General features: G+C 67.8%; 27 protein-coding genes. 14 read left to right on the top strand and 13 right to left on the bottom strand.

The features are described from left to right. Nucleotides 1-35 precede the first annotated feature (35 nt). Together KBZ33_RS06425 and KBZ33_RS06420 are read left to right on the top strand one after the other, a co-directional pair. The gene (locus KBZ33_RS06425; protein ID WP_254951499.1) at nt 36-383 is read left to right on the top strand and encodes an NAD(P)H-quinone oxidoreductase subunit M; all 348 of its coding nucleotides are present in this window, start codon (nt 36-38) and stop codon (nt 381-383) included. 47 nt (nt 384-430) lie between these two features. Then, nucleotides 431-1117, top strand: coding sequence for a DUF3172 domain-containing protein (locus KBZ33_RS06420; RefSeq protein WP_254951636.1), 687 nt, complete (start codon nt 431-433; stop codon nt 1115-1117). On the opposite strand, the gene KBZ33_RS06415 is transcribed toward KBZ33_RS06420, so the two are convergent. Continuing rightward, nucleotides 1092-2093, bottom strand: coding sequence for a LysR family transcriptional regulator (locus KBZ33_RS06415; protein ID WP_254951500.1), 1002 nt, complete (start codon nt 2091-2093; stop codon nt 1092-1094). The genes KBZ33_RS06420 and KBZ33_RS06415 overlap by 26 nt on opposite strands. Before the next feature lie 119 nt (nt 2094-2212). Between KBZ33_RS06415 and KBZ33_RS06410 the strand changes: the two genes are divergently transcribed. The 6 genes from KBZ33_RS06410 (at nt 2213) to KBZ33_RS06385 (ending at nt 9489) form a co-directional block, all read left to right on the top strand. Continuing rightward, entirely contained in the window at nt 2213-2965 is a 753-nt protein-coding gene (locus KBZ33_RS06410) for an NnrU family protein (protein WP_254951502.1), read from the top strand. 97 nt (nt 2966-3062) lie between these two features. Then, on the top strand, nt 3063-5075 hold the full coding sequence (locus tag KBZ33_RS06405) for an NAD(P)H-quinone oxidoreductase subunit 5 (protein ID WP_254951504.1): 2013 nt from the start codon (nt 3063-3065) through the stop codon (nt 5073-5075). An 87-nt stretch (nt 5076-5162) separates the two neighbouring features. Next, the gene (locus KBZ33_RS06400; protein ID WP_254951505.1) at nt 5163-6764 is read left to right on the top strand and encodes an NAD(P)H-quinone oxidoreductase subunit 4; all 1602 of its coding nucleotides are present in this window, start codon (nt 5163-5165) and stop codon (nt 6762-6764) included. A 107-nt stretch (nt 6765-6871) separates the two neighbouring features. Next, nucleotides 6872-7258 (top strand): lipopolysaccharide assembly protein LapA domain-containing protein, encoded by a 387-nt coding sequence (locus KBZ33_RS06395; protein WP_254951507.1) that lies wholly within the window; start codon nt 6872-6874, stop codon nt 7256-7258. A 96-nt stretch (nt 7259-7354) separates the two neighbouring features. Further along, on the top strand, nt 7355-8260 hold the full coding sequence (locus KBZ33_RS06390) for a segregation/condensation protein A (RefSeq protein ID WP_254951508.1): 906 nt from the start codon (nt 7355-7357) through the stop codon (nt 8258-8260). A gap of 47 nt (nt 8261-8307) precedes the next feature. After that, nucleotides 8308-9489 carry an NDP-sugar synthase gene (locus tag KBZ33_RS06385; RefSeq protein ID WP_254951509.1) on the top strand — a complete coding sequence of 394 codons (1182 nt, stop codon included), beginning with the start codon at nt 8308-8310 and terminating at the stop codon, nt 9487-9489. Here the strand turns inward: KBZ33_RS06385 and KBZ33_RS06380 are convergent. After that, entirely contained in the window at nt 9424-10380 is a 957-nt protein-coding gene (locus KBZ33_RS06380) for a methylenetetrahydrofolate reductase (RefSeq protein ID WP_396108073.1), read from the bottom strand. The genes KBZ33_RS06385 and KBZ33_RS06380 overlap by 66 nt on opposite strands. A gap of 76 nt (nt 10381-10456) precedes the next feature. Here KBZ33_RS06380 and KBZ33_RS06375 point away from each other — a divergent pair, with 76 nt between their 5' ends. Beyond that, nucleotides 10457-10744 carry a LuxR C-terminal-related transcriptional regulator gene (locus KBZ33_RS06375; protein ID WP_254951512.1) on the top strand — a complete coding sequence of 96 codons (288 nt, stop codon included), beginning with the start codon at nt 10457-10459 and terminating at the stop codon, nt 10742-10744. A gap of 2 nt (nt 10745-10746) precedes the next feature. On the opposite strand, the gene KBZ33_RS06370 is transcribed toward KBZ33_RS06375, so the two are convergent. The 9 genes from KBZ33_RS06370 to KBZ33_RS06330 all read right to left on the bottom strand — a co-directional run bounded on the left by KBZ33_RS06370 (nt 10747) and on the right by KBZ33_RS06330 (nt 18633). After that, nucleotides 10747-11295 carry a CYTH domain-containing protein gene (locus tag KBZ33_RS06370; protein WP_254951514.1) on the bottom strand — a complete coding sequence of 183 codons (549 nt, stop codon included), beginning with the start codon at nt 11293-11295 and terminating at the stop codon, nt 10747-10749. A 33-nt stretch (nt 11296-11328) separates the two neighbouring features. Then, entirely contained in the window at nt 11329-12318 is a 990-nt protein-coding gene (locus tag KBZ33_RS06365) for an NAD(+) kinase (RefSeq protein WP_254951516.1), read from the bottom strand. A gap of 27 nt (nt 12319-12345) precedes the next feature. After that, nucleotides 12346-12675, bottom strand: a complete 330-nt coding sequence (gene nuoK, locus KBZ33_RS06360) for an NADH-quinone oxidoreductase subunit NuoK (protein WP_254951518.1) — start codon at nt 12673-12675, stop codon at nt 12346-12348. After that, a complete protein-coding gene (locus KBZ33_RS06355; RefSeq protein WP_254951520.1) occupies nt 12672-13298 on the bottom strand; it encodes an NADH-quinone oxidoreductase subunit J in 627 nt (208 codons plus the stop codon). The genes nuoK and KBZ33_RS06355 overlap by 4 nt, the downstream gene beginning before the upstream one ends. Then, nucleotides 13298-13930: an NAD(P)H-quinone oxidoreductase subunit I gene (ndhI, locus tag KBZ33_RS06350; protein WP_254951522.1), complete on the bottom strand. Its 633-nt coding sequence runs from the start codon at nt 13928-13930 to the stop codon at nt 13298-13300. The genes KBZ33_RS06355 and ndhI overlap by 1 nt, the downstream gene beginning before the upstream one ends. Before the next feature lie 78 nt (nt 13931-14008). Next, entirely contained in the window at nt 14009-15160 is a 1152-nt protein-coding gene (gene nuoH, locus KBZ33_RS06345) for an NADH-quinone oxidoreductase subunit NuoH (RefSeq protein WP_254951523.1), read from the bottom strand. A 40-nt stretch (nt 15161-15200) separates the two neighbouring features. Continuing rightward, nucleotides 15201-16418, bottom strand: a complete 1218-nt coding sequence (locus KBZ33_RS06340) for a citrate synthase (protein ID WP_254951525.1) — start codon at nt 16416-16418, stop codon at nt 15201-15203. 68 nt (nt 16419-16486) lie between these two features. Beyond that, nucleotides 16487-17011 carry a histidine phosphatase family protein gene (locus KBZ33_RS06335; protein ID WP_254951527.1) on the bottom strand — a complete coding sequence of 175 codons (525 nt, stop codon included), beginning with the start codon at nt 17009-17011 and terminating at the stop codon, nt 16487-16489. A 2-nt stretch (nt 17012-17013) separates the two neighbouring features. Then, complete coding sequence (locus KBZ33_RS06330) at nt 17014-18633, bottom strand: DUF3352 domain-containing protein (protein WP_254951529.1); 1620 nt, start codon at nt 18631-18633, stop codon at nt 17014-17016. A 54-nt stretch (nt 18634-18687) separates the two neighbouring features. On the opposite strand from KBZ33_RS06330, the gene KBZ33_RS06325 reads away from it, so the two are divergent. Genes KBZ33_RS06325 through KBZ33_RS06315 form a run of 3 tightly spaced genes read left to right on the top strand, consistent with a single transcriptional unit; the run spans nt 18688 to nt 20924 of the window. Further along, nucleotides 18688-19050 carry a rhodanese-like domain-containing protein gene (locus tag KBZ33_RS06325; protein ID WP_254951531.1) on the top strand — a complete coding sequence of 121 codons (363 nt, stop codon included), beginning with the start codon at nt 18688-18690 and terminating at the stop codon, nt 19048-19050. A 45-nt stretch (nt 19051-19095) separates the two neighbouring features. Next, a complete protein-coding gene (locus KBZ33_RS06320; RefSeq protein ID WP_254951533.1) occupies nt 19096-20139 on the top strand; it encodes a heat-inducible transcriptional repressor HrcA in 1044 nt (347 codons plus the stop codon). Next, nucleotides 20139-20924, top strand: a complete 786-nt coding sequence (locus tag KBZ33_RS06315) for a 20S proteasome subunit A/B (RefSeq protein WP_254951535.1) — start codon at nt 20139-20141, stop codon at nt 20922-20924. The genes KBZ33_RS06320 and KBZ33_RS06315 overlap by 1 nt, the downstream gene beginning before the upstream one ends. 7 nt (nt 20925-20931) lie before the next feature. Here the strand turns inward: KBZ33_RS06315 and KBZ33_RS06310 are convergent, their stop codons facing one another. Further along, nucleotides 20932-22215, bottom strand: coding sequence for a hypothetical protein (locus KBZ33_RS06310; protein ID WP_254951536.1), 1284 nt, complete (start codon nt 22213-22215; stop codon nt 20932-20934). 110 nt (nt 22216-22325) lie between these two features. Further along, on the bottom strand, nt 22326-23585 hold the full coding sequence (gene trpB, locus KBZ33_RS06305) for a tryptophan synthase subunit beta (RefSeq protein ID WP_254951538.1): 1260 nt from the start codon (nt 23583-23585) through the stop codon (nt 22326-22328). Between the two features lie 136 nt (nt 23586-23721). Here trpB and KBZ33_RS06300 point away from each other — a divergent pair, with 136 nt between their 5' ends. Beyond that, nucleotides 23722-24732, top strand: a complete 1011-nt coding sequence (locus KBZ33_RS06300; RefSeq protein ID WP_254951540.1) for a phytanoyl-CoA dioxygenase family protein — start codon at nt 23722-23724, stop codon at nt 24730-24732. Beyond that, a complete protein-coding gene (locus KBZ33_RS06295; RefSeq protein WP_254951542.1) occupies nt 24725-25051 on the top strand; it encodes a translation initiation factor in 327 nt (108 codons plus the stop codon). The genes KBZ33_RS06300 and KBZ33_RS06295 overlap by 8 nt, the downstream gene beginning before the upstream one ends. Nucleotides 25052-25085: the final 34 nt, after the last annotated feature.

Below are 25085 nucleotides of genomic sequence, written 5' to 3'. Positions count from 1 at the left end.
CCCTTCAACGCATCCCCGCCCCCGAGGCCGAGCCCATGGTCGAGACGCTGCTCAAGTCCACCACTCGCCACATCCGCCTGTTCACGGCGCGGGTGGAGAACGACGATCTCATCCCCGACCCGGACCAGCTGACCCTCGACATCGATCCCGACAACGAGTTCCTCTGGGACGAGGCCGCCCTCGAAAAGGTGCGCAGCCAGTTCAGGCAGCTGGTGGCGGCCCAGGCCGGCCAGGAACTCAGCGACTACAGCCTGCGCCGCATCGGCTCCGAACTGGAAGGCCTGGTGCGCCAGATGCTCCAGGCCGGCGAGGTGAGCTACAACCCTGAGGCCCGGGTGCTCAATTATTCGATGGGCCTGCCCCGCAGCCCGGAAATCCTGTGACCCGCTCCCGCAGCAGCAGTGGCCGACCCGAGCCGGGCGGCTATGACGTGCGGCCCGACCGCTACGACCCCCGCGCCGATCGTTACGACGAGCGCACCGACCGCTTTTCCACGGGCTACGGGCGCCGGGAGGATCCCCGCACCGGGGCCAAGGGGCGTCGGGAGATGAACGGCGGTGGTGGTGGCGGCCGTCCTCCCTCCGGCAACGGCGGCGGTCCCCCGAGCGGCGGCGGCCCCAACATTCAGCTGAACGTCGCCACCGTGGCGGTGCTGGCGGGGGTGCTGGTGGTGGGCATCGGCATCGGCAGCGCCGTGACCAGCACCACCCAGGGCAACCAGGGCAACATCGCCAGTGCCCAGCAGCTCGACATGGCCGTGCCCGACCCCGAATTCTGCAAACAGTGGGGCGCCAGCGCCTTCGTGATGGACATCGAGCTGTACACCACGATGAACCCGAGCAGCAGCTTCGTGACCCAGCCGACCCTCCAGCCCGGTTGCGTCATCCGCCGGGAGAACTGGTCGGTGCTGCAGAAGGAAGGGGCGGTGACCGCTGAGCAGATGCGCCAGTGCAAGCAACGCATGAACACCTTCGCCTACATCGGCTCGGTGCGCGACAAACCCGTCGTCCGCTGCGTCTACCAGACCGACATCTCCGGCAACAAGTTCCAGACCAGGGGGGTCGCCGGTGCCGCCGATGACGCCGTCGGCCTCACACCGGAGGCCGATCAGTTCTGAGGCCGTTGCGTTCGGCCAGCCCCGGCGAGGCCTGCACCTGGCGCAGGGGGCTGTCTGGGCTGGCAAACACCGGCAGCACCTCGCGGCGGAAGGCGTCGGCGGCCCGGGAGCAATAGCGGGCCGGATGGGTGATCAGCTTCAGCTGGCGCCGCACCATCAGGTCGGCCACCTGGGGGCGGTACAGGGTGCCGGCGGCCAACTCCCGCTCGATCGACACCACCGGCAGGAACGCCGCCCCCAGCCCCGCCTGGACAGCGTTCTTGATGGCCTCGAAGGAGTTGAGCTCCATTTCGATCTTGAGCCGCTGCACGTCAAGCTTGGAGCGGCTCAGCAGCTGGTCCACCATCTTGCGGGTGGTCGACTGGGCGTCGAGGCAGACGAATCCCAGGCGGTAGAGATCGTCCTTGGTGAGCTCGGGCAGCCGGGCGAGGGGATGCTTGGGGGGCAGCACCAGGGCGAGTTCGTCATTGGCGTAGGGCACCACCTGCAGCAGGTCGTTGAGATCCGCCGGCAGTTCACCGCCGATGATCGCCAGGTCGATCTGCCCGTTGGCCACGCTCCAGCCGGTGCGGCGGGTGCTGTGCACCTGCAGCTGCACCGCCACGTCGGGGTACTTCTGGCGGAACAGGCCGATCATGCGGGGCATCAGATACGTGCCCGTCGTCTGGCTCGCCCCCACCACCAGGGAGCCGCCGCGCAGGTTATGGAGGTCGTCGAGGGCCCGGCAGGCCTCCTGGCACTGGCTCAGGATCCGGTCGCAGTAGCTGAGCAGCAGGTGGCCGGCTTCGGTGAGCTGGGCCTTGCGGCCGCCGCGGTCGAACAAGGACACATCGAGCTGCTTCTCCAGGTTCTGGATCTGCAGGCTCACCGCCGGCTGGGTGACATACAGGCTGTCGGCCGCTTTCTTGAAGCTGCCCTCACTGGCGATGGCCCGCAGGATGCGGAGCTGGTCGAGGGTGAAAGGCAGATCTGCCATGGGTCGGGGAGGCCTCGGGGGGACCGTTCGCCGGAGCCGGCAGGCCGTGATGAACTCTAGGGGGCCTGCCCGGTGGCAAGAATCGGCCTGTCACATCCGCTCCCGGACGCCGCACCCCCATGCCCTCGCTTCCCCTGCTGACGGCGGACCCCCAGCACAGCAGTGTCGTGATGCTGGCCCTGCTGGTCCTGTTCGCCCTGATCCACAGCGGCGGCGCCTCCCTGAGGGTCTGGGGGGAGGCGCGCATCGGGGCCCGGCTCTGGCGGCTGCTGTTCGCCGGCCTGAGCATCCCCTCGGCGGTGGTGGTGGTGGGCTACTTCCTGGCTCACCGCTACGACGGCCTGAGGCTCTGGAACCTGCAGGAGCAGGCCTGGGTGGTGCCGCTGGTCTGGACCGGCACGGCGGTCAGTTTTCTGTTTCTGTATCCGGCCACCTACAACCTGCTGGAGATTCCCGCCGTGCAGAAGCCCCAGGTGCGGCTCTATGCCACGGGGATCATCCGGGTGAGCCGCCATCCCCAGGCGGTGGGTCAGGTGCTCTGGTGCGCCACCCACCTGCTCTGGATCGGCACCAGCTTCACGCTTGTGGCCTGCGTGGGCCTGATCGGCCACCACCTGTTCGCCGTCTGGAACGGGGACCGTCGCCTGCGCCACCGTTTCGGGCCGGCCTTCGAGGAGCTGCGGGCCGCCACATCGGTGTTTCCCTTCGCCGCAGTTCTGGATGGCCGTCAGACGCTGGTGGCGGCGGAATTCCTGCGGCCCTCCCAGCTGGGGATCGTCATCGCCATTGGTGTGCTGTGGTGGGCCCACCGCTGGATCGGCCTTGGCGCCACCACCTTCTCGCGCACCGCCCTGGCTCACTGGCTGGGCTGAAGCTCCCGCCCACCGACCGGGGTCGATGGGCACGCCCCCACAGAGGCGAGGGCATTCCGGTGGGCCTGCCTACACTCGCCCCAATAGAGCCTCCAGGATGCCCTCCGCTTCCGAACTTGCCTGGCTGATCCCAGTGCTCCCCCTGCTGGGGGCCTGCCTCACCGGCCTGGGGCTGATCACCTTCAACCGCACCGTCAACCGCCTGCGCAAGCCGGTGGCGTTGCTGCTGATCACCAGCGTGGGCATGGCTGCGGTGCTCAGCTTCGCGATCCTGGCCGAACAACTGGCGGGAGCGGGCGGCACCGAAGTGCTGTTCGACTGGGCCGGCGCCGGCAGCTTCCATCTGCAGATGGGCTTCCGGGTGGATGCGCTGGGGGCCGTGATGCTGTCGCTGGTCACCACCATCGCCCTGCTGGTGATGGTCTATTCCGACGGCTACATGGTCCACGACAAGGGCTACGTCCGTTTCTTCACCTATCTGGCCCTGTTCAGCAGCTCGATGCTCGGGCTGGTGATCAGCCCCAACCTGCTCGAGATCTACGTGTTCTGGGAGCTGGTGGGCATGTGCTCCTACCTGCTGGTGGGCTTCTGGTACGACCGGGACGCCGCCGCCAACGCCGCCCAGAAGGCTTTCGTCGTCAACCGGGTCGGCGACTTCGGCCTGCTGCTGGGGATCCTGGGCCTGTTCTGGGCCACCGGCAGCTTCGGCTTCGAGGAGATCGGCGAGCGGCTCTCGGCGGCCGTGGCCGGCGGCGGCCTGCCCACGGGGGTGGCCGTTCTCCTCTGCCTGCTGGTGTTCATGGGACCGATGGCAAAGTCGGCCCAGTTCCCCCTGCACGTGTGGCTGCCCGATGCCATGGAGGGCCCCACCCCCATCTCGGCCCTGATCCACGCGGCCACCATGGTGGCGGCCGGCGTCTTCCTGGTGGCCCGCCTGCAGCCGGTCTACGAGCCTTTTCCGCAGGTGCAGCTGGTGATCGCCGTGATCGGCACCATCACGTTGTTTCTGGGCGCCACCATTGCCCTCACCCAGATGGATCTCAAGAAGGGGCTGGCCTACAGCACCGTCTCCCAGCTGGGTTACATGATGCTGGCCATGGGCTGCGGGGCCCCGGTGGCGGGCATGTTCCACCTCGTCACCCACGCCTTCTTCAAGGCGATGCTCTTCCTCGGCTCCGGCTCGGTGATCCATGCCATGGAGGAGGTGGTGGGCCACGAGCCTGTGCTGGCCCAGGACATGCGCCTGATGGGCGGCCTCAGGAAACACATGCCGATCACCTCCGCCACCTTCCTGGTGGGCTGCATCGCGATCAGCGGCATCCCTCCCCTGGCGGGCTTCTGGAGCAAGGACGAGATCCTCGGCCAGGCCTTCAACAGCTTCCCGCTGCTGTGGGCGATGGGCTTCCTGACCGCCGGGATGACCGCCTTCTACATGTTCCGGCTCTACTTCCTCACCTTCGAGGGGCCCTTCCGCGGCCTTGACGCCGGCCTCCGTGCCCAGTTGCTCAGCGCTGCGGGCCAGGCCACTCCGGAGTCCACAGAGGACGGCCACCACGGTCACGCCAGCCATCCGCACGAATCCGGCTGGCAGATGGCCGCCCCGCTGGTGGTGCTGGCGGTCCCTTCGGTGCTGATCGGTCTGCTCGGCACCCCCTGGAACAGCCGCTTCGGCCACCTCGTCGATCCCGTTGAAGCCGCCGAGGTGGCCGAGCATTTCAGCTGGGGGGAGTTCCTGCCCCTGGCCGGGGCTTCGGTGGCCATCTCCAGCCTCGGCATCGGCCTGGCGGTGCTGGCCTACGCCCTCCACCGCATCGACCTTGGCACCGCCGTGGCGGGACGCTTCCCGGCGATCAACCGGTTCCTGGCCAACAAGTGGTACCTCGATGCCATCAACGAGAAGATCTTCGTGCAGGGCAGCCGCCGGCTGGCCCGCCAGGTGCTCGACGTCGACTCCAAGGTGGTGGATGGGGTGGTCAACCTGACCGGCCTGCTCACCCTGGGCAGTGGCGAGGGGCTGAAGTACTTCGAGACCGGCCGCGTCCAGTTTTATGCCCTGATCGTGTTCGGCGGGGTCATCGGCCTGGTGCTGCTGTTCAGCGCCTTCGGCTGAGCCCCCTCTGTGTGTGACAACGCCCATGCGGTGGGTGTTGTGGAGGCCGGGATTTCTACACTCCGGCCAGATGGACAGCACCGTTCTGTGCCCTTTCCCTGGCTGAGCACCGCGATTCTGTTCCCGATCGGCGCCGCTCTGCTGATCCCCTTCGTTCCCGACAAGGGCGATGGCAAGCAGGTGCGCTGGTACGCCCTCGGCGTGGCGCTCACCACTTTCCTGGTGACCGTGGGGGCTTACCTGCGCGGCTACGACCCTGCCGACCCCGGACTGCAGCTGGTGGAGCGGGTGCAGTGGCTGCCCGATCTGGGCCTGGCCTGGTCGGTGGGGGCCGATGGCATCTCCATGCCGTTGATCCTGCTCACCAGCTTCATCACCTCCCTGGCCTGCCTGGCGGCCTGGCCGGTGACCTTCAAGCCGAAGCTCTTCTACTTCCTGCTCCTGGCCATGGACGGCGGCCAGATCGCCGTGTTTGCCGTGCAGGACATGCTCCTGTTCTTCCTGGCCTGGGAGCTTGAACTGCTGCCGGTGTACCTGCTCCTGGCCATCTGGGGCGGCAAGAAGCGCCAGTACGCCGCCACCAAGTTCATCCTCTACACCGCCGGCAGCTCCCTGTTCATCCTGCTGGCGGGCCTGGCGATGGCCTTCTACGGCGGCGGTGCCCCCAGCTTCGAGTACACGGTCCTGGCCGCCAAGGAGTTCGGCACCGGCTTCCAGGTGCTCTGCTACGCCGCCCTGCTGATCGCCTTCGGCGTCAAGCTGCCGGTGGTGCCGCTGCACACCTGGCTTCCCGATGCCCACGGGGAGGCCACCGCCCCGGTGCACATGCTCCTGGCCGGCATCCTGCTGAAGATGGGCGGCTACGCGCTGCTGCGTTTCAACGTGCAGCTGCTGCCGGAGGCCCACGCCCAGTTCGCCCCCCTGCTGGTGATCCTGGGGGTGGTCAACATCATCTACGCCGCCCTCACCTCCTTCGCCCAGCGCAACCTCAAGCGCAAGATCGCCTACAGCTCGATCAGCCACATGGGCTTCGTGCTGATCGGCATCGGCAGCTTCAGTGCCCTGGGCACCAGCGGCGCCATGCTGCAGATGATCAGCCATGGCCTGATCGGCGCCAGTCTGTTCTTCCTGGTGGGAGCCACCTACGACCGCACCCACACTCTGCAGCTCGACGAGATGGGTGGCATCGGCCAGAAGATGCGCAAGATGTTCGCCCTCTGGACCGTCTGTTCCCTGGCTTCCCTCGCCCTGCCGGGCATGAGCGGCTTCGTCTCTGAGCTGATGGTCTTCGTGGGCTTCGCCACCAGCGAGGCCTACAGCCTCAGCTTCCGCATCGTGATCTCGGTTCTGGCCGCCATCGGCGTGATCCTCACCCCGATCTACCTGCTGTCGATGCTGCGGGAGATCTTTTTCGGCAAGGAGAATCCCGAGCTCGTCTCCCACAGCCAACTGGTCGACGCCGAACCGCGGGAGATCTATGTCATCTCCTGCCTGCTGGTGCCGATCATCGGCATCGGTCTGTACCCACGCCTGGTCACCGACAGCTACCGGGCCGCCATCGAGGCCCTGGTCGACCGGGAGGCCATCGCCCTGGTGAAGGTGGGACGAGCCCCCGTCCCGGCGGTGATGGCGGCCGGGGCCTTCGGCACCCTGCCCCCGGCCCTGCTGCACGCCCCGGCCCTCGGTTGACCCCCAGCCGCAGAGGGCCGGTTACGAAACTCTGCGCAGGGCCGAGGTGATGGCGCCATCCTGCGGGGAGGATGCCTACGCTCCTCCATCGCACAGCGAGGGTCTCCATGCGGCAGATCAATTTCCTTCTGATCTTCAGCTTCGGCTTGGCCACGGTGATGTTCACCCTGGAGAACACCACGGCCACCACGGTGCATTTCCTGCCGGGTGTCAGCTCCACCCTGCCGTTGGCCGCCCTGCTGCTGCTGGTGGGCGGCATCGGCGCCACCGCCGCCTGGATCTACGCGGTCTGGAGCGGTGTGGTGCGCAAGGTGGAAACCCTGCAGAGCAACGGTGACGCGGAGGCCCAGCAGGTGCGGATCAGCGAACTGGAGAACGATCTGCGCCGCTACCGGGCCACCGTCGACGCCCAGCTCGGCCTGCTGCCGGCGGCCGGAGAGAGTTCTGCCCTGTCCCCCGAGGACGAGGGAAGCCTTTCGCTGGCCGCCGACTGAGGCCCTAGGGGACAGTTCGGTGCTCACCGCGACTGGTGCCAACGGGCCACAGCCGGTAGCTTGCGCTCGGAAGCCCCCCCGAGCAGGACAACGCGCGTGGCAGAAGCGGGCGCCAGACTCGCCATCCGGTTGCTCCAGGACGCGGCCGAGCGGGGTGACATCGACCCCTGGGACGTCGATGTGATCGCCGTCGTCGACGGCTTCCTCGACCAGCTGCGCCAGCGCATCGAACAGCCCAGGCGGCTGGCCCCCCAGGGGGGGAGCTACGAACGGGATCTGGCCGAATCCAGCGAGGCGTTCCTGGCGGCGTCGGTGCTGGTGGGGCTGAAGGCGGAGTTGCTGGAGTCGGCCACCTTCCCGCCCGAGCCCCTGCCGGAAGACCCCTTCTGTGCCGAGGACGCCGCCGCCGATTGGGACCCGGGAGCGCTGGCGCTGCCCCGGCGGCCGGAGCGGCACCTGCAACGCCGTCCGGTGGCCCCCCCGCCCCTGCAGCGCCCCGTCACCCTGGGAGACCTGATCCGGCAGCTCGAGGACATCGCCGAGCGGCTCGAGCAGGACGGGGGGGAAGGGCGCCCCAGGCCCCGCGCCCGCCGTTACAGCGAACGGGCCGCGATCGCCCAGGTGGCCTCCCTGGCCCACCGGGAGAAACTGCCGGAGACCACCGCCGCCCTCAGCCGCTTTCTGCTGCACTGGACACCCACCGCCGAAAGCCTCGAATGGGTGGGCTTCGATGCCTTGGTGGGCGCCTGGGCGGAAGCCGTCGAAAGCACGCCCGCCGCCTCGCCGGCGGAGGAGGACCTGGACCGGGATCGGGTGGGGGTGTTCTGGGCCCTGCTGTTCCTCTCCTCCCAGGGCAAGGTGGAGTTGGAGCAGGCCGGCGGCCTCTACGGTCCGCTCAGCCTGCGGCGCCGGCGCGAGGAAAGGGCCGAAACGTTGAGCCTGCCGCGGCTGCCGGCTCAGGGGTCAGATAGGGGGCCGGCTCTGGAGGCAGTGGCAGCCTGAGTTTTCTCCTTAGGCTGGCTTTACAACTCCGACATGAAACGACGCCGATGAAGGCGATGATCCTGGCGGCAGGCAAGGGAACACGGGTGCGGCCGATCACGCACACCACCCCCAAGCCGATGATTCCGATCCTGCAGAAACCCGTGATGGAGTTTCTGCTCGAGTTGCTCCGGGAGCACGGCTTCAACGAAATCATGGTCAACGTCTCCCACCTGTCGGAGGAGATCGAGAACTACTTCCGCGATGGGCAGCGCTTCGATGTTCAGATCGCCTATAGCTTCGAAGGACGCATCAGTGACGGGGAGCTGATCGGTGAAGCGATGGGTTCGGCCGGAGGGCTGAAGAAGATCCAGGACTTCCAGGCCTTCTTCGACGACACCTTCGTGGTGCTCTGCGGCGATGCCCTGATCGACCTCGACCTCAGCGAAGCCATGCGGCGCCACCGCGAGAAGGGGGCCATGGCCAGCCTGATCACCAAGCGGGTGCCCCGCGATCAGGTGAGCAGTTACGGAGTGGTGGTGACCGATGAGGCCGGCCGAGTGCTCTCCTTCCAGGAGAAGCCATCGGTGGAAGAGGCCGCCAGCGACATGATCAACACGGGCATCTACATCTTCGAGCCGAAAGTCCTCGACTTCATCCCCAGTGGAGAACCCTTCGATATCGCCGCCGATCTGTTCCCAAGGCTGGTCGAATCCGGGGCCCCCTTCTATGCCCTGCCCATGGAGTTCGAGTGGGTCGACATCGGCAAGGTGCCGGATTACTGGCAGGCGATCCGCAGTGTTCTGCAAGGGCATGTGCGTCAGGTGCAGATTCCCGGCAAGGAGGTGCGTCCGGGGATCTATGCGGGTCTGAACGTGGCGGCCGACTGGGACAAGATCCACGTTGAGGGGCCGATCTTCGTGGGCGGCATGACCCGCATCGAGAACGGTGTGACCATCATCGGGCCGGCCATGATCGGGCCCAGTTGCCACATCTGTGAAGGCGCCACGATCGACAACTCGATCATCTTTGATTATTCCCGGATCGGGGCCGGCGTTCAGCTCGTCGAGAAGCTCGTCTACGGCCGCTATTGCGTCGACCGCAACGGCGACCACTTCGATCTGCAGGAAGCCGCCCTCGACTGGCTGATCACCGACGCCCGCCGCCAGGACGTGGGCACGCCGTCACCGCAACAGAAGGCCATGGCCGAGCTGCTCGGCACTGACCTCGCCGCCAGCGGTGCCCCCTAGGCCCGCCAGCTGAAGGATCTGGGGGATGCGGTGCTCGGCCTTGATCGCCATCAGGTGCACACCCTGGGCGATGGAGCGGTAGGCAGCCACCTGTTCGGCGGCGATCGCCACGCCTTCCGCCGCCGCATCCTCGGCGCCGGCGAGGCGATCGATCAGGGCTTGGGGGATGCGGGCCCCGGGCACCACACGGTTGATGAACTGGGCATTGCGGGCCGACTTGAGCAGAAACACCCCGGCCAGCACCGGCAGACCGAGCGGGGCGGTGATCTCCTCCACGAAGCGGCGCAGACAGGCCGTGTCCATCACCATCTGGGTCTGGACGAAGCGGGCTCCGGCCTCCTGCTTGCGCCGCACCCGGGAGCACAGTCCGCTCCAGCTGGGCGACTGGGGATCGGCGGCGGCGCCGGGGAACAACGCCGTGGCCCCATCCGGCAGCGTCCCCTTCACCGGATCCTCGCCGGCGTTGAGGGTCCGCACCAGCTGCAGCAGCCGCACCGCCTCCAGCTCATTCACCGGTCGGGCTTCAGGCTGATCCCCGGCCCGCACCGGGTCACCGGTCAGGCAGAGCAGGTTGCGGATGCCGAGGGCATGGGCGCCGAGCAGGTCGGCCTGGAGGGCGATGCGGTTGCGGTCGCGGCAGGTCATCTGCAGCACGGGCTCGATGCCGGCCTCCAGCAGCAGGCGGCACATCGCCAGGCTGCTCATTCGCATCACCGCCCGGCTGCCGTCGGTGACGTTGACCGCCTGCACCAGGCCCCGCAGCGCCGCCGCGGCCTCGAGGGTGCGGCCGGCGTTGCCCCCACGGGGCGGGGTCACTTCCGCTGTGATGGCGAAGCGGCCTTCCGCCAGGGCCTGTCGAAGCTGCAACGGCGATCTCCATGACAGGGTCATCATGGAGCAGACGCTGCCTAGAGTGAGTGCAACCGCCGAGGAGCCGATGGCTGAGCGCAGGCCCCCGGCTCCATCGATGCCCCCGTCCCCGGAGCGGCCCATGGTGCATGCACGCAGCGAGTTATCGGAGAGGGAACTCGAGATCATTGAGCTGGTGGCCACGGGCCTCACCAACCTGGAAATCGCCGGCCAGCTGACGATCAGCAAGCGCACCGTCGACAACCACGTCAGCAACATCTTCACCAAGACCGGCGCCAAGAACCGGGTGGCCCTGCTGAACTGGGCCATGGACCACGGCAAGATCTGCCGCGATGGTTTCAATTGCTGTGCCCTGCCCCACGACGACGCGACCAGGCCCGGCTGATTTCAGCTGTCCTGGGGTAGCAGAGACTCCCGCTCGGCCACTGGCCACGACGCCAGGGGACGGTGGGCCAAGGCGGCATTGCTGAGCTCGCGGCGGCCGGTGATCTCCCTGGAACACCAGGCGGGAACGGCAACAGCCTGATCGGCCCGCTCCAGTTCCACCTCCGCTACCACCAGGGGAGCATTGGCGGCCTCAAACACATCCAGCACCCAGTCGCCGCCGGGCAGATCCAGGCCATAACGCGTCTTGCAGAGCTGATGGGCACTGCCCTCCAGCAGGGCCTCAGCATCGGCGGCCGGGATCGGGTACTCGTACTCCTGCCGCGTCAGGGCCTGACCGACGGGAGGTGACTCCGCCGCTCCTGCGGCCGGCAGCTTGAGGGTGAGGAACGCCTCCATGGCGCCGTCCGGGGCCTGGGCCAGCCGCACCCGCAGGGTGAGTTCCCCGTTCCCGGTCACCAGGTAGCCCTGGCGGATCGCCCTGGCCCGGTGCGCGTGGGAGCGCCACTGGTCGCCGCTGACGAGGAAGCGACGCTCGATTTCCAGGGCCATGGGGAAAGGGACTTCAGGGCGGAGCGGAGCTGGTCAGTTGCGGGACGGTTCGCCGGCAGTGAGGCTGCCGGCCCAGTGGAGCTTGTGGGTGAGGGTGCTGTAGTACGAGGGGCTGTGCTCCAGCTGGAGCATCAGCACCGGGTGGCGACCCCGCTGCAGGACGCAGCGATCACCCGGTTCCAGCACGGTGGCATGGGCGCCATCCTTCCAGAGCTTCACCCGACGGCTGGCCTCCCCCAGGGGCCAAACCGAAAGCCGCGATCCCGGCGGAACCACCACGGCCCGACTGGAGAGGCTCATCGGGCAGATCGGCGTGACCACGATCGCTTCGATGCCCGGATGCAGGATCGGCCCACCAGCGGCCATCGCGTAGCCGGTGGAACCGGTGGGGGTGGCGATGATCAGGCCATCGCCCCGGTATTGATCCACCACCTCCCCGTCGATCTCGAGCTCCAGCATGCAGGTGGGCGAGAGTTCATCGAGGCAGGGGCGGAAATAGAAGTCGTTGAGGGCGCCGTGGGGGCCATCACCGACCTCGTTCAGATCCCCGTCGACGGAGGCATCCCCGTCCTGGGGCACGCCGTCCCCCCGGTCGATCCGGGCTTCCAGCATCATGCGCTTCTCGATCGCGAAGCGGTCGTCGCGCAGGCGTTGCCAGAGGTTGTCGTCGGGATCCTGGCTGCCGGCCTCCCCGTTGGCCTCGCCCCGCAGCCGCAGCAGACGCCGTTCATGGGTGAGGAAGCCCAGGTGGCCGCCAACGTTGAAGCTGAGCAGCGGCACGGCAAAGCTCGCCAGGTGGCGGGCCGCCGCCAGGACCGTGCCATCCCCGCCGAGCACCACGGCCAGGTCGGGGAGTTCGGCTTCGGTGGCGAGCAGACCAGGGAACGGATTCAGCCCCAGACCGCTGACGGCGGTGGTGACGATCACCCCCTGGGAACGCAGATCCTGGGCACAGCGTCGAGCCTGGCGTTGGGCCGCCTGGCTTCCCTTGCGAAGAATCAGCCAGACCCTCTCAAGCCGCATGGGCCGGATCGCGCGACACTTGCACCGTTACCAGCGCAACAGGTTGAAGCGCTCCATGTCGACTGTTTCGCGGTTGCGATAGAGCGACAGGAGGATAGCCAGACCGACGGCCGCCTCGGCCGCCGCCACGGTGATCACGAAGATGGCGAAAACCTGGCCGCGGATGAGCTGGCCATCGAGGTAGTTGGAGAAGGCCATCAGGTTGATGTTGACGGCGTTCAGCATCAGCTCGATGCTCATCAACACCCGCACGGCATTGCGACTGTTGATCAGCCCCCAGACGCCGACGCAGAACAGCATCGCCGCGACGGTGAGAAACCCCTCGAGCGGGATCGGTGAGGCGAGGTCGGTGCTCATGGCTTGGAAAGCAGCGTGGGCTCTGGGGTGGTCGTCTCGATCAGAAGTGGCGTCCGCTCCTTCTCGATCAGCCCCTGATCGGCGGGCTCACCGGTGATCACGTCGGTCGTGAAGACGTCGCGACGGGCCAGGACAATGGCACCGATCATCGCCATCAGCAGCAGGACCGACGCCAGCTCGAAGGGCAGCAGGTAATCGGTGAACAGGTGCTCGCCGATCCGGATCGTGGCCTCTTCGCCGACCGGAGGGGGCCCCGGCAGGGCCCAGGCGGTGGTGAAGGCCACCCGCAGCAGCAGGGCGAACAGGCCGGCGCAGACCGCCCCCGACAGCAGACGACGCACCAGCAGGCCGGGGATCGCAGCGAGGGTTTCCTGCTTGTTCACGAGCATGATCGCGAACAGGATCAGGACATTGACGGCGCCCACATAGACGAGGATCTGGGCCGCCGCGACGAAGCTGGCGTTGAGCAGCAGGTAGAGCCCGGCCACCGATAGAAAGACACCGCCCAGAAGGAAGGCGGAATAGACGATGTTGGGCAGCAGGACGACCCCGATCGAACCGACCACCGTGGTGGCCGAGAGCACAGCGAAGCAGATCTGCTGGGTGGTGGAGGCGATCGACATCAGGACTCTCCAGTGCTGTCGGAAGGGGCGGCGCCGCTCGAGGCTGTCTCCTTTTGCAAGGCCTCCAGCACCTGGGACGGCAACTGGCCGGCCCGGGGCTCACTGGCGGGCACCCCATGGGGATCGAGGACACCCTTGGGCAGGTAGGCCAGCTCCCGCAGGGCGAACACCGCCGGATCAGACGTGACGCTGGTGGGCAAGCGGCCGAGGGCGACGTTGTCGTAGTTGAGGCTGTGGCGGTCGAAGGCCGCCAACTCGTACTCCTCGGTCATGGAGAGGCAATTGGTGGGGCAATACTCCACGCAGTTGCCGCAGAAAATGCACACCCCGAAGTCGATCGAATAATTACGCAGCTCCTTCTTCTTGGTGGCCTTGTTCATCACCCAGTCGACCACGGGCAGGTTGATGGGGCACACCCGCACACACACCTCGCAGGAGATGCACTTGTCGAGTTCGTAGTGGATCCGACCCCGGTAACGCTCGGAGGGGATCAACTTCTCGTAGGGGTACTGCACCGTGATCGGCCGCCGGCGCAGGTGGTCGAAGGTGACCGCCAGACCCTGGGTCAGGGTCTGGGCCGCGCTCACCGCCTCCCGGGTGTAGTCACCGACTTGTTTGAGAAACCCGAACATGGCTGGGGGCGAGGGGGTTACGGGATGGGGACCATGATGGCCCAGGGTGGCGGCGCTGTTGGTATCCGGGCAGCAGCTTCAGCCGCCGAAAGCCGCCGGGAAGGCCAGCTTGAGGCCGGCGGTGACCAGGAGGTTGACCAGGGCGATCGGCAGCAGGAACTTCCAGCCCAGGTCGAGCAGTTGGTCGATCCGCACCCGTGGGGTGGTCCAGCGCAGCAGGATGGCGAAGAACACCAGCAGGTAGGCCTTCAGGATCGTGCTGACGATGCCGACCGAACCGGTGATCACCTGGACCAGGGGGGCGTCGGGGGAGACTCCCAGCCAGCCGGTGATCCACTCGACGGGGATCGGGAAACTCCAGCCCCCCAGGTAAAGCACCGACACGAGCAGGGCCGAGAGCACCAGGTTGATGTAGCTGCCCAGGTAAAAGAGGGCGAACTTCATGCCGGAGTATTCCGTCTGGTAGCCGGCCACCAGCTCCTCTTCAGCCTCTGGAAGGTCGAAGGGAAGGCGCTCGCACTCCGCCAGGGCACAGATCCAGAAGATCACGAAGCCGACGGGCTGGCGCCAGATGTTCCAGCTGAGGATGCCAGCCCCCGTCTGCTGGGCGACGATGTCAACGGTGCTGAGGGAGTTGCTCATCATCACCACCGCCAGAACCGCCAGGGCCAGGGGGATCTCATAGCTGATCGACTGGGCCGCGGCCCGCAGCCCACCGAGAAGGGAGTACTTGTTATTGCTGGAGTAGCCACTCATCAGCAGACCGATCGGCTGGATGCTGCTGAGGGCGATCCAGAGGAAGATGCCCACGCCCACGTTGCTGATCAGCAGGTTCTGACCGAACGGCACCACCAGCCAGGACAGGATCACCGGCACCACCACCAGCACCGGGCCGAGGCTGAAGAGCACGGAGTCGGCCCGGGCCGGGATGATGTCCTCCTTGAACACCAGCTTGAGACCATCGGCCAGGGGCTGGAGCACACCCAGGGCACCGGCGTATTCGGGGCCGATGCGCTGCTGCACCGCCGCGGAGATCTTGCGCTCCAGCCAGACGCTCACCAGGACGCCGACCACGGCGCCCACCAGCACCAGCACCATCGGCAGCGGCAGCCACAGCAGGCGGGCGGCGCCGGCCGTGAGGCCCAGGCCCTGGGCCAGGTCGATGAAGCTCGACTGGAGATCGAGACCAGGGGGAGCGACGGCGGCACCCAACGGGCCAGTGGACAGCATCAGAGAACTCCGGTGGAAGGGAACCTAGGGGGAAACGGGGTCAGCCAGGAACCGGACGGCTTTCCAGGGGCAACCAGCCCCGTTCGGCGGAACCGGTGTAGATCTGCGAGGGACGGTAGATGCGGTTGGCACCCAGTTGTTCCTTCCAGTGGGCCAGCCATCCTGCCGTACGGGCGATGGCGAAGATGGGGGTGAACAGGTCGCGGGGAATACCTAGCTTTCGATAGACAAGACCGGAATAGAAGTCGACGTTCGGGAAAATTCCCTTCGGCCCGAGGCGCCGCTCCGCCACCTCCTCGAGCTTGAGGGCCACGTCGTACATGGCGTCATGGCCGAAGCGCTGGAAGAGCTCCTCGGCCAGGCCCTGCAGGATCACGGCCCGGGGGTCCTTGACCCGGTACTCGCGATGGCCGAAGCCCATGATCTTCTGCTTCTGGGCGATGGCCCGATCGAGCCAGGGCTCCACCTGATCGGTGCTGCCGATCTGGTCGAGCATGTCGAGGACGTCCTCGTTGGCGCCACCATGCAGGGGCCCGGCCAGGGTGCCCACAGCGGAAGCCACCACGGCGTAAGGGTCAGTGAGGGTGCTGGCGGTGACCCGGGCGCTGAAGGTGCTGGCGTTGAGGCTGTGCTCGGCGTGCAGGATCAGACAGGCATCGAAGATCCGTGCCGCCAGGGGATCGGGCTCCCGCTCCGTGAGCATGTAGAGGAAGTTGGCCGAGTAGGCGAGGTCGTCCCGGGGCTGGATCGGATCCTGACCCTTCCGGATCAGCTGGAACGCCGCCACCATCGTGGGGATCTTGGCGATCAACCGCACCACCGCATCGACGATGTACTGGGGGTCGTACAGGGCACGCCGGGAATAGAAGAGTCCCAGGGACGCCGCACTGGCCTGGAGGGCATCCATCGGATGGCCCGTGGCCGGGAAGCACTTCATCATGTCCCGGATGCGGAAGCTGAGCCGTCGGTGCATCTGCACCTCCTGCTCGAACTCCCGCAGCTGGAAGATTGTCGGCAGCTCCCCCCAGATCAGCAGATAGGCGGTTTCAAGGAAGCTGCTCTGGTTGGCGAGCTGCTCGATGGGGTAGCCCCGGTAGGTGAGCAGTCCACATTGCCCTTCGATGTCGCAGATGGCCGACTGGGTGGCCGGCACCCCTTCGAGCCCAGGGCGAAAGGCCGGCGGCGCCGGCGCCGGCGCCGATGGCGAGGGAGGGGTTCCCTGAGGGTCGTTCGCCTCTGGGGTGCTCTCCGCCGCCATACCGCTTCCTGTGGATGAGAAGAACTTAGGAGCAGGAACCGTCACCTGACGTAGCGCCCGCTGCCGGCTCAGGGGCGGGGAAGCCAGAGCCTGGGGCGCATCAGCCACTCCAGACCGGCTTTGCCGGCGAGCGAGCTGCCAACCTCCAGCAGCGGAAGGCGCAGCAGCGCCAGGCCTGCCTTGCGCAAGGCGATGGCGCCAGGCGGGGCCCCGAGGAGGCGGGACGCCAGCAGCCCCAGATCCGGCTCATGGCCCACCAGCAGCAGGCGGCAGGATGGCGAAGCACCGCCCTGGGTGAGCCAGCCCTGCAGCAGGGGCAGGGGATCGCCGCCGGGCTCCAGGGCCTGGGCCAGTTCGATGGCAGGGGCCAGGCCGACCATCCGGGCGATCTCCGCGGTTTGCCAGGCGCGGGCCAGGGGACTGGAGAACAGCCGATCGGCACGCAGACCCAGGCGGTTGGCCCGCTCCAGCACCGCCCGGGTGCGGGCCCGGCCGGCGGCGGTGAGCTCTCGCCCCGCATCCGTTCGGGTGGGGCTGCGTTCCTCGGCGATGCCGTGGCGCAGCAGCAGCAGCTCCCAGGTGTGCGGCGCCATGGTCAGGATCCTCCGAAGTCGAGGCGAGCTTCCAGCACCAGGACGCCTGGCTCTCCCCCCAGAGCCAGAGCCAGGCCGGTGACGGGCTCACTGAGCGGGCCCCCGGCCAGGGCGGTGAGGCGCTGCCACGGCCGCCAGGACGCCAGCACCTCGCGGGCCCGCGGACCGTCGAGGGCCCACTGCAGGGGGGCCTCCGGAACGGCAAGGGCCTCCAGCTGCCCCTGCAGGCGGCCGGCCCCCTTCGCCTCAGGTCCATCCAGGCTCTCCAGCTGGCCGAGGGACTCGCCCCACCAGGCCTGCTCGCCCCGTTGCCAGCGCCAGCCCAGCAGCGGCGCCTGCAGCTGCTCCGACCTCTCCGACCTGCCGTCGCGGCGGCCCGGGACGGCCTGCAGCCGCGTCCAGGCCAGCAACGGGTGGCCGTCGACCTCCAGGGGCGCCGCGATCAGGCCATCGACCGCCAGGGCCGCCTCCAGCACCGAGGGATCGGGGCGATCGGCCGCCGTGCCCAGCAGCCAGCGATCGCCGCTGGCTGCCGCCAGCAGCGGCCCCCCGTCGGACCCCACCACCAGGGCGGGCACCGGACCTGCCGCATCCGCCGCCCCCACCAGGCGGGCAAGCAGCGGCCGCAGCAGGGGGATCATGGCGAGGCTGGCGGGATCCTGCACCAGGGCGAGGCTGGAGGCCGGACGGTGCAGGGCGGCCAGCAGGGCCTGGCCAAGGCCGGCGTCGGCGCCGACCTCCGGCAGGGCGATCTCCGGCGGCAGCCCCAGCAGGGCGGACAGCCGCAGGCTTGGCCCCTCGGGTCGCAGGGCCAGCAGCAGCGCGCCGGGCCGCTGGTCGGCGGGGGCCGGCAGCGGCAGCCCCAGCCAGCGCTCGAGGGCGCCGGGGGCGGCCTGGAGCAGGGCGGCACCGGTGCCGAGCCGCCTGAGCCCCTCCTGGAAGGACGCCTGGCCAGCCTGGTTGAGTTCAGGGATCTGGGACACATCCAGCGCCTGCTCCAGCACCCCCCGCCCCGAGGCGATCAGAACGAGGTCGTCATCCACCAGAGCCGTGGCCAGCGGCATCGGTGTCCGGCCCAGCAGGGCGCCCTTGCCGCTGATCAGCCCCATGCCCCTGTAGGTGCTGATCTGAAGATCGGTGCCCGCCAGGCTGCGGGTCTGCCAGAACCGTTGCAAGAACAGGCGGGCGCCGTCGTCGTCACGGCTGCCCAGGGCCAGCAGCCAGCCCCCCCTGGAGCCCCCTGCTGCGATGGCTGAGTCCGCCTCGAACAGGGCCAGACCCACCGGCGCCGCCAGCCAGGAGCGCAGTTCACTGTCGTAGTCGAGGCCCGCCGCGGCGAAGGCCCCGTCACGCAGCCGGCCGACCGCCTCGGCTGCCTGGCGTCGCTGGCGGGGCGGGGCGACGGCACGGGCGTAGTCCAGGGGCTGGTCGCCGTCGCTGAACAGGTGGAAGCTGAGGGGCGCATCCCTGGGCACGAACTGGGCCGCCCGCGGGACCACCAGCGGCAGGCGCTGCAGCCGCAGGGCGCTGCGTTGCCACACCAGCCACCAGCCACCGAGCCCCAGTCCGAACACCACCAGCACCAGGGCCAGCAGCACCGCCAGGAAAGGGCGGGCCTTCATGCGTTCTCAGCAGGATGGGACCATCCTGACGCCACCCCCCCTCCGACGCCCGCCATGGACGAGCCGAACCGCCCGGGGACCCCCCGCACCCTCACCGCCACGGACCTGCAACGGCGCCTTGAGGCGGGGGAGCCGCTCCGGATCGTCGACGTGCGCGAAGACGGCGAACTGGCCCTGGCCAAACTGCCCCTCGAGGTGCTGCATCTGCCCCTGAGTCGCCACCGGGAGTGGCTGCCGCAACTGGAGACCCTGCTCGACCGGCAGCAGCCAGTGGTGGTGCTCTGCCATGCCGGCATCCGCAGCTGGGACTTCGGCTGCTGGCTGATCCAGGACCAGGGCTTTGGGGAGGTCTGGAACCTGAAGGGGGGCATCGACGCCTGGAGCCGGGAGGTGGATCCCCTGGTTCCCCGTTACTGAGCGCACCTGACGGGCCTGGGAAGGGACCTCACCTACCTAGGATTAATGATCGATTTCTTTGCTGTTTTCCCCCCGTCCTTGGACACGCTGCCGCGCCGACAACAGGAGGTCCTACGGGCCACGGTGCGGCACTACGTGGATACCGTCGAGCCCGTGGGCAGCCACACGCTGGTGCGACGTTTCGGGCTGCCCGCCAGCCCCGCCACGGTGCGCACGGCCATGGGGGCCCTGGAACAGCGCGGCCTGCTGACCCAGCCCCACACCTCCGCCGGCCGGATCCCCAGCCAGCGGGGTTATCGCCTGTACGTCGATCAATTGCTGCCAGCCCCGGGGGCGGCCGCCCTGCAGCTGGAGCGGGAGCTGGCCGGAATCAGCCTGCAGTGGGCCGCCCTGGATGATCTGCTGCTGCATCTGGCCCGCCGCCTGGCCGACCTCACCGGCCTGCTCAGCCTGATCACCCGCCCCCAGCGCCCCAGCCCCCTGCTGCAGGCGGTGCGGCTCGTGCCCAGCGGCGACCGGTTGCTGGTGTTCCTCGTCCAGGGGCCCGACTTCAGCACCAGCCTGAACCTGCGCCTTGGCGCCGGCCTGGAGGAGGAGCTGCCCATCCTGGAGCGCTGGTGCAACCAGCAGCTCCGCGCCAGCGGCGACGGCCGCATCCCCTGGGAGCGGCTGCCGGCCGAACTGCGCCGCAGCGGCGGCCTGCTGCGCCAGGCCCTGGAGAGCCACAGCCGCATCCGCGGCGAGGAGCTCGACGCCGTCGTGGCGGCCGGCCTGGGGGGGCTGCTGGCCCAGCCCGAATTCAGCCACAGTTCCAGCCTGCTTCCGGTGGTGCAGCTCGTGGAGCATGGCCCCCGCGCCCTGCTGGGGCTCAGCGACAACCCCGAGGCGATCGCCAGCCACGCCATCTTGATCGGCACGGAGCATCCCCATGCGGCCCTCGGGCAGTGCGCCGTGGTCCAGGCCACCTACCGGACGGGCCACGGCGGTCGCGGCCAGGTGGCCCTGGTGGGGCCGATGCGCATGGCCTATGCCACCGCCCGCGCGGCGGTCCAGTCGGTGGCCTCGATTCTGGAGAGACTGCTCAGCTGATGACCTATTGCCTCGGTTTTCTGCTCCAGAGCGGCCTGGTGTTCGCCTCCGACTCCCGCACCAACGCAGGCGTGGATTACATCTCCAGCTACAGCAAGATGCATGTGCTGGCGCCGGCTCCTGATCGGCTGTTCGTGCTGATGGCGGCCGGCAATCTGGGCACCACCCAGGCCGTGCTTAACCGCATCCGCCGCGACATCGAGAACCATGGCGCCGGCCCCAGCCCCCAGTGGGGCCGCCCGGACGACACCCCAGCCGGACCGAGCATGCTCACCGCCCGCTATCTGTTTGAGGTGGCCGATTACATCGGCCGGCTCAATGTGATGGTCCAGAAGGAGTTCAATCCCAACCTGCGCCAGGCGGGAGCCAGCGGCGAGGCCAGCTTCATCCTCGGCGGCCAGATCGCCGGCCAGCCCCACGGGCTCTACATGGTGTATCCCCAGGGGAACGCGATCATGGCCACCGCCGACACGCCCTTCCTGCAGATCGGCGAAACCAAGTACGGCAAGCCCCCCCTCGATTACATCGGCCGCCCCGACCTCTCCCTCGAGGATGCGGCGCGCCTCTGCCTGGTGTCGGAGATCGTCACCCGACGCTCCAATCTCACCGTCGGGCCACCCTTCGAGATCGCCCTGGTGCGCCGCGACGAGTTCAAGGTAAGCCGTCACCTCAAACTCGAAAAGGAGGCCCCGGAGATCCAGCACACCATGGATGTATGGGCCCGCCACATGCAGGAAGGGCTCAACAAACTGCCCCGCTTCCCCTGGGAGCAGGACCCGCTCTGAGGCAGGATCAGAAGGGACGCTCCATCCCAAGCGTTCGCAGGTAGAAATAGACCTGCAGCAGCAGACCGACGGGTGCGCTGGCAAGCCAGCCATAGACGCTCCAAGAAACCACCTGAATTCCCCAGAACGCAAATCCCACAGGGGCGATCCATACCGGCAGGACGACAGCTTGAAGTCGCGGTGGAAATCTGGAGAGTGAGGCCCATGTCTGTTGCCAGTCCAATGGGATTTCAATGGCGAGAATGAAGGCCGACATCAGACAAAGAATCACCCAGCGCCCATGGTCCCAGGCGGAGAAGAAGACGGGCGCCATGCAGAGAAACTGCAGCAGGGCTGCCGCCACAAAGAACCAGGCACGGATCCGCGACTGGCGTCCGATCACCGCCGCCAGCAGAACGACACCACTGACGCTGGCCAGGAGAACGATCAACCAGAGCGGGACGCCGTAATGGAGCTCGGCCAGCACGCCCTGGGAATCGGCGATGTACTTTTCGGCTGGAAGCGAAAGCCAGGCGATGGCCCCCTGGGGTCCAGGGAAAAGGACACCCGGATCGAAGGCGCCCCTCCAGGACTGGGCGATGGCCTGAACCCGGGAGTTCGTGCCTCGGAACCACAGCACCGCAGCCAGGGATAGGAGCGGAAGTACCAGCCAGGTCAGGCTGGTCGTGACACGACGGACGACACAGGTCACACCGGAACGGCCCCCGGCCAGGGCACGCAGGAGGATCAGAGCCGAGAACGAAGGCAGGGCCAGGAAGGCGATGACCTCATGGGACAGGATCCCCACCGCCAGAACCAGGCCCGCCAGGAACCCATGCCAGGGCTGCCGCTGGGAACAGATCAACCGCACCGCCCAGGCCAACAGCAGCAGAACAAGAAGATCCTTACGAATCAGGATGCGATCGATGAACACTGGATAGCCGAGCAGGGGGGTTGACAGCAGGACCCATCGGGGCACGATGCCGGCAGATCGACGCCACAAATAAACACTGAAGACGGCATAAAGAATGATGCAGGCCGTGACAATGCTGGCATTGGGCGCCACACCCAATTGTTCATACAGCCCATGGATGAAGGCGCCCGGCAAACCCCTGCGCTGAAAACCTCCGGCGTAGTTGGTCAACCACTCCGTGAGTCCATAGTTCGTCGTGAAATCGAGTGTTCTCCCGGCGAGGTGGAACACATAAACCAGGCGCTCAGCAAGACGGGCCGCGAACGCAAGGCCGAAGGCGAGAAGAAGAAGGCGGTCCAGCCGATCATGGCCCTGGCGATCAGCCGTGTGCTTCGCCATGGCGATTCGCCAGTATGGAAGCCGAGCTTACGTCGAGTTTCCGATCCCGCGTCCCCATCCCAGGCCCCAGAGCTTGGCCAGTGCCTGCCCGGCGCGGTGACCGGTGCCGATCAGGCCCCCATGGCATCGCCCAGCTTCTCCGCCACGGTGTTGACGTCCTTGTCGCCGCGGCCGGAGAGGTTGAGCACCACTTCGGTGCCGGGGGCGAGGGTTGGGCAGAGGGATTCGAGCCAGGCGAAGGCGTGGGCCGTCTCCAGGGCGGGGATGATGCCCTCCAGCTGGCTCACCCGTTGGAGGGCCTCCAGGGCCTGGGCGTCGGTGACGGCGGCATACTCGGCGCGGCCAATGCCCTTGAGATAGCTGTGCTCCGGACCCACACCCGGGTAATCGAGGCCGGCGCTGATCGAGTGGGCCTCCTGCACCTGGCCTTCGTCGTCCTGCAGCAGCAGGCTCATGGCGCCGTGCAGCACCCCCACCCGCCCTTCGGTGATGGTGGCGGCATGGCGACCGGTGGCCACGCCCTCGCCGGCCGCCTCCACGCCGATCAGGCGCACGGAGGTGTCCTGAACAAAGGGATGGAACAGGCCCATGGCGTTGGAGCCACCGCCCACACAGGCGATCAGCACATCCGGCAGTCGACCGAAGGCCTCCAGGCACTGGGCCCTGGCTTCCTGGCCGATCACGGCATGGAAGTCGCGCACCAGCATCGGGTAGGGGTGCGGGCCGGCCACCGAACCGAGGATGTAGTGGGTGCGCTCCACGTTGGTGACCCAGTCGCGGATGGCCTCACTGGTGGCGTCCTTGAGGGTGGCGCTGCCGGCGGTGACCGGCTGAACCGTGGCCCCCAGCAGCCGCATCCGGAACACGTTGAGGGCCTGGCGGCGCATGTCTTCGGCGCCCATGTAGATGACGCACTCCAGCCCGAAGCGGGCACAGACCGTGGCCGTGGCGACGCCGTGCTGGCCGGCGCCGGTCTCGGCGATGATCCGCTGCTTGCCCATCCGCAACGCCAGCAGGGCCTGGCCCAGGGCGTTGTTGATCTTGTGGGCGCCGGTGTGGTTGAGGTCTTCGCGCTTCAGCCACAGGCGCGGGCCGCCCTCCGGACGGCGGTAGTGGGCGGTGAGGCGCTCGGCTTCGTACAGCGGCGTTGGACGCCCGACGTAATGGCGCAGCAGGTGATCAAGCCGGGCGGTGAAGGCGGGGTCGGCCCAGGCCTCAGCGGCGGCCGTCTCCAGCTCCGCCAGGGCGGGCATCAGGGTTTCAGGAACGTACTGACCGCCGAAGGGACCGAAACGGCCCAGTCCATCCGGGCGGACCGACGGCTGCAGCTCGGCGGGATCAACGCGGCGGGAAGGGACGGTGCTGGTCACCGGCGGTGCCTACGGGGATGGTCCAGAGTAGGGAGGCACCACCCGGCATGGCTGGGACGGACCCTGGGATTCCGATGGGCCCGGCAGAATCACGGGCGGCAGTGGGTGCCGACCCCGTTCCAAACGAACGCCAGAGATGCTTCCCCACCACTACCTCTCGTCCCTGACACTGGCGGAACGGTTGCATCGCCAGAAACCCGAAGTGGCGGGCCAGATTTACTCACCGGAGATGCTGCACTTCCTTCGAGACGGTGTGATCATCTTTCCCCAGGTGATCGACTCTGATCTCCTCGATCGGATCGACGCCGACCTGGACGCCCTGCCACGCCTGGCCCAGACGTCCCTGCTGCACGGCATGATCGGCATCGACGGCAAGGTGGATCACTACGAAGCCAGGGTGCTGCGCAATCTGCCAAAACTGGGTATCACGGATCTGCGGCAGGCGGGCCCCGGGCTCAAGCTCAATGACCTGCATCGCTACTTCGATTCAGCCCGCGACCTTGCCTTCTCAGAGCCCATCATCCGGTTTCTCGACGAGCTGTTCGGATCGGCACCGGCCCTGATCCAATCGCTCACCTTCTGGAAAAGCAGCGAGCAATCGCTGCACCAGGATTTCTCCTACGTTCACCATCACAAGCGGCTGGGCCATCTGGCCGCCGCCTGGATTCCCCTGGAAGACATCAGCGATCAGGCCGGACCGCTCGTTTACTACAAGGGCTCCCATCTCCTGGAAGGCCATCAGTTTTACGACTGGCACCAGGGTGGAATTCTCGCCAGCCGCGACACCGACCCCCAGACGGCCGCGGGGTACGGCCAGTACCTGGAGACCCTGATCCGCCAGCAGGGCTGGTCACCGAGCATCTACCTGCCCCGGCGCGGCGATCTGCTGATCTGGCATGGGGCGCTGATTCACGGCGGCACCCCCATGGGCGATCCCTCGCTCACCCGCCGCTCCTACGTCTGCCACTACACGGCCGCCGCCAACCACAAGGCCCTGGCCCGCCATCGCGTCGGGGAGGGCGTCGACTTTTCCGAACCGCCGACCTTGCCCGAAATGATGCGCCCCCGCTCGCTGCCTTCCCGGCTGGTCTCCGCCGCCGGCCGCCGCATGCAGCAGCTCTTCAGGGAGGTCCGCAACCATGCCTAAAGGCGGCTGGAGGGAATTCAGCGGCTCAGAGAGCCTGCAGCGGCCTCCGGCCCCTGGCGGCCCTGGCGTGGCCCGGGCCCAGCAGCGCGTGCGGGTGCAGCGCACCAAGGCGGGCAAGGGCGGCAAGCTGGTCACGGCGATCACGGGGCTGGACATTCCAGATGCCGAGGCGCGCGCCCTGCTGCAGCGGCTCAAGACCCGCGCCGGCACCGGCGGCACCCTCAAAGACGGGGTGATCGAACTCCAGGGTGACCAGGTGGCCCTCAGCCTGGCCGAGCTGGAGGTGCAGGGGTTCCGCCCGAAGCAGGCGGGGGGGTAGGGGAGAATGCGGCACAAAGCTCCTGTCCGTTCTG

Source organism: Cyanobium sp. Cruz-8D1, from assembly GCF_024345975.1.
Lineage (GTDB): Bacteria > Cyanobacteriota > Cyanobacteriia > PCC-6307 > Cyanobiaceae > Cyanobium.
This window is presented reverse-complemented; position numbering and strand designations above follow the sequence as displayed.

Bases quoted from the DNA above. Each gene is read 5' to 3' on its own strand.
- KBZ33_RS06425 (WP_254951499.1), top strand. From the start codon at position 36: ATGGTCGAGACGCTGCTCAAGTCCACCACTCGCCACATCCGCCTGTTC.
- KBZ33_RS06415 (WP_254951500.1), bottom strand. From the start codon at position 2,093: ATGGCAGATCTGCCTTTCACCCTCGACCAGCTCCGCATCCTGCGGGCC.
- KBZ33_RS06410 (WP_254951502.1), top strand. From the start codon at position 2,213: ATGCCCTCGCTTCCCCTGCTGACGGCGGACCCCCAGCACAGCAGTGTC.
- KBZ33_RS06405 (WP_254951504.1), top strand. From the start codon at position 3,063: ATGCCCTCCGCTTCCGAACTTGCCTGGCTGATCCCAGTGCTCCCCCTG.
- KBZ33_RS06395 (WP_254951507.1), top strand. From the start codon at position 6,872: ATGCGGCAGATCAATTTCCTTCTGATCTTCAGCTTCGGCTTGGCCACG.
- KBZ33_RS06385 (WP_254951509.1), top strand. From the start codon at position 8,308: ATGAAGGCGATGATCCTGGCGGCAGGCAAGGGAACACGGGTGCGGCCG.
- KBZ33_RS06380 (WP_396108073.1), bottom strand. From the start codon at position 10,380: ATGACCCTGTCATGGAGATCGCCGTTGCAGCTTCGACAGGCCCTGGCG.
- KBZ33_RS06375 (WP_254951512.1), top strand. From the start codon at position 10,457: ATGCCCCCGTCCCCGGAGCGGCCCATGGTGCATGCACGCAGCGAGTTA.
- KBZ33_RS06370 (WP_254951514.1), bottom strand. From the start codon at position 11,295: ATGGCCCTGGAAATCGAGCGTCGCTTCCTCGTCAGCGGCGACCAGTGG.
- KBZ33_RS06365 (WP_254951516.1), bottom strand. From the start codon at position 12,318: ATGCGGCTTGAGAGGGTCTGGCTGATTCTTCGCAAGGGAAGCCAGGCG.
- nuoK (WP_254951518.1), bottom strand. From the start codon at position 12,675: ATGAGCACCGACCTCGCCTCACCGATCCCGCTCGAGGGGTTTCTCACC.
- KBZ33_RS06355 (WP_254951520.1), bottom strand. From the start codon at position 13,298: ATGTCGATCGCCTCCACCACCCAGCAGATCTGCTTCGCTGTGCTCTCG.
- ndhI (WP_254951522.1), bottom strand. From the start codon at position 13,930: ATGTTCGGGTTTCTCAAACAAGTCGGTGACTACACCCGGGAGGCGGTG.
- nuoH (WP_254951523.1), bottom strand. From the start codon at position 15,160: ATGCTGTCCACTGGCCCGTTGGGTGCCGCCGTCGCTCCCCCTGGTCTC.
- KBZ33_RS06340 (WP_254951525.1), bottom strand. From the start codon at position 16,418: ATGGCGGCGGAGAGCACCCCAGAGGCGAACGACCCTCAGGGAACCCCT.
- KBZ33_RS06335 (WP_254951527.1), bottom strand. From the start codon at position 17,011: ATGGCGCCGCACACCTGGGAGCTGCTGCTGCTGCGCCACGGCATCGCC.
- KBZ33_RS06330 (WP_254951529.1), bottom strand. From the start codon at position 18,633: ATGAAGGCCCGCCCTTTCCTGGCGGTGCTGCTGGCCCTGGTGCTGGTG.
- KBZ33_RS06325 (WP_254951531.1), top strand. From the start codon at position 18,688: ATGGACGAGCCGAACCGCCCGGGGACCCCCCGCACCCTCACCGCCACG.
- KBZ33_RS06320 (WP_254951533.1), top strand. From the start codon at position 19,096: ATGATCGATTTCTTTGCTGTTTTCCCCCCGTCCTTGGACACGCTGCCG.
- KBZ33_RS06315 (WP_254951535.1), top strand. From the start codon at position 20,139: ATGACCTATTGCCTCGGTTTTCTGCTCCAGAGCGGCCTGGTGTTCGCC.
- KBZ33_RS06310 (WP_254951536.1), bottom strand. From the start codon at position 22,215: ATGGCGAAGCACACGGCTGATCGCCAGGGCCATGATCGGCTGGACCGC.
- KBZ33_RS06300 (WP_254951540.1), top strand. From the start codon at position 23,722: ATGCTTCCCCACCACTACCTCTCGTCCCTGACACTGGCGGAACGGTTG.
- KBZ33_RS06295 (WP_254951542.1), top strand. From the start codon at position 24,725: ATGCCTAAAGGCGGCTGGAGGGAATTCAGCGGCTCAGAGAGCCTGCAG.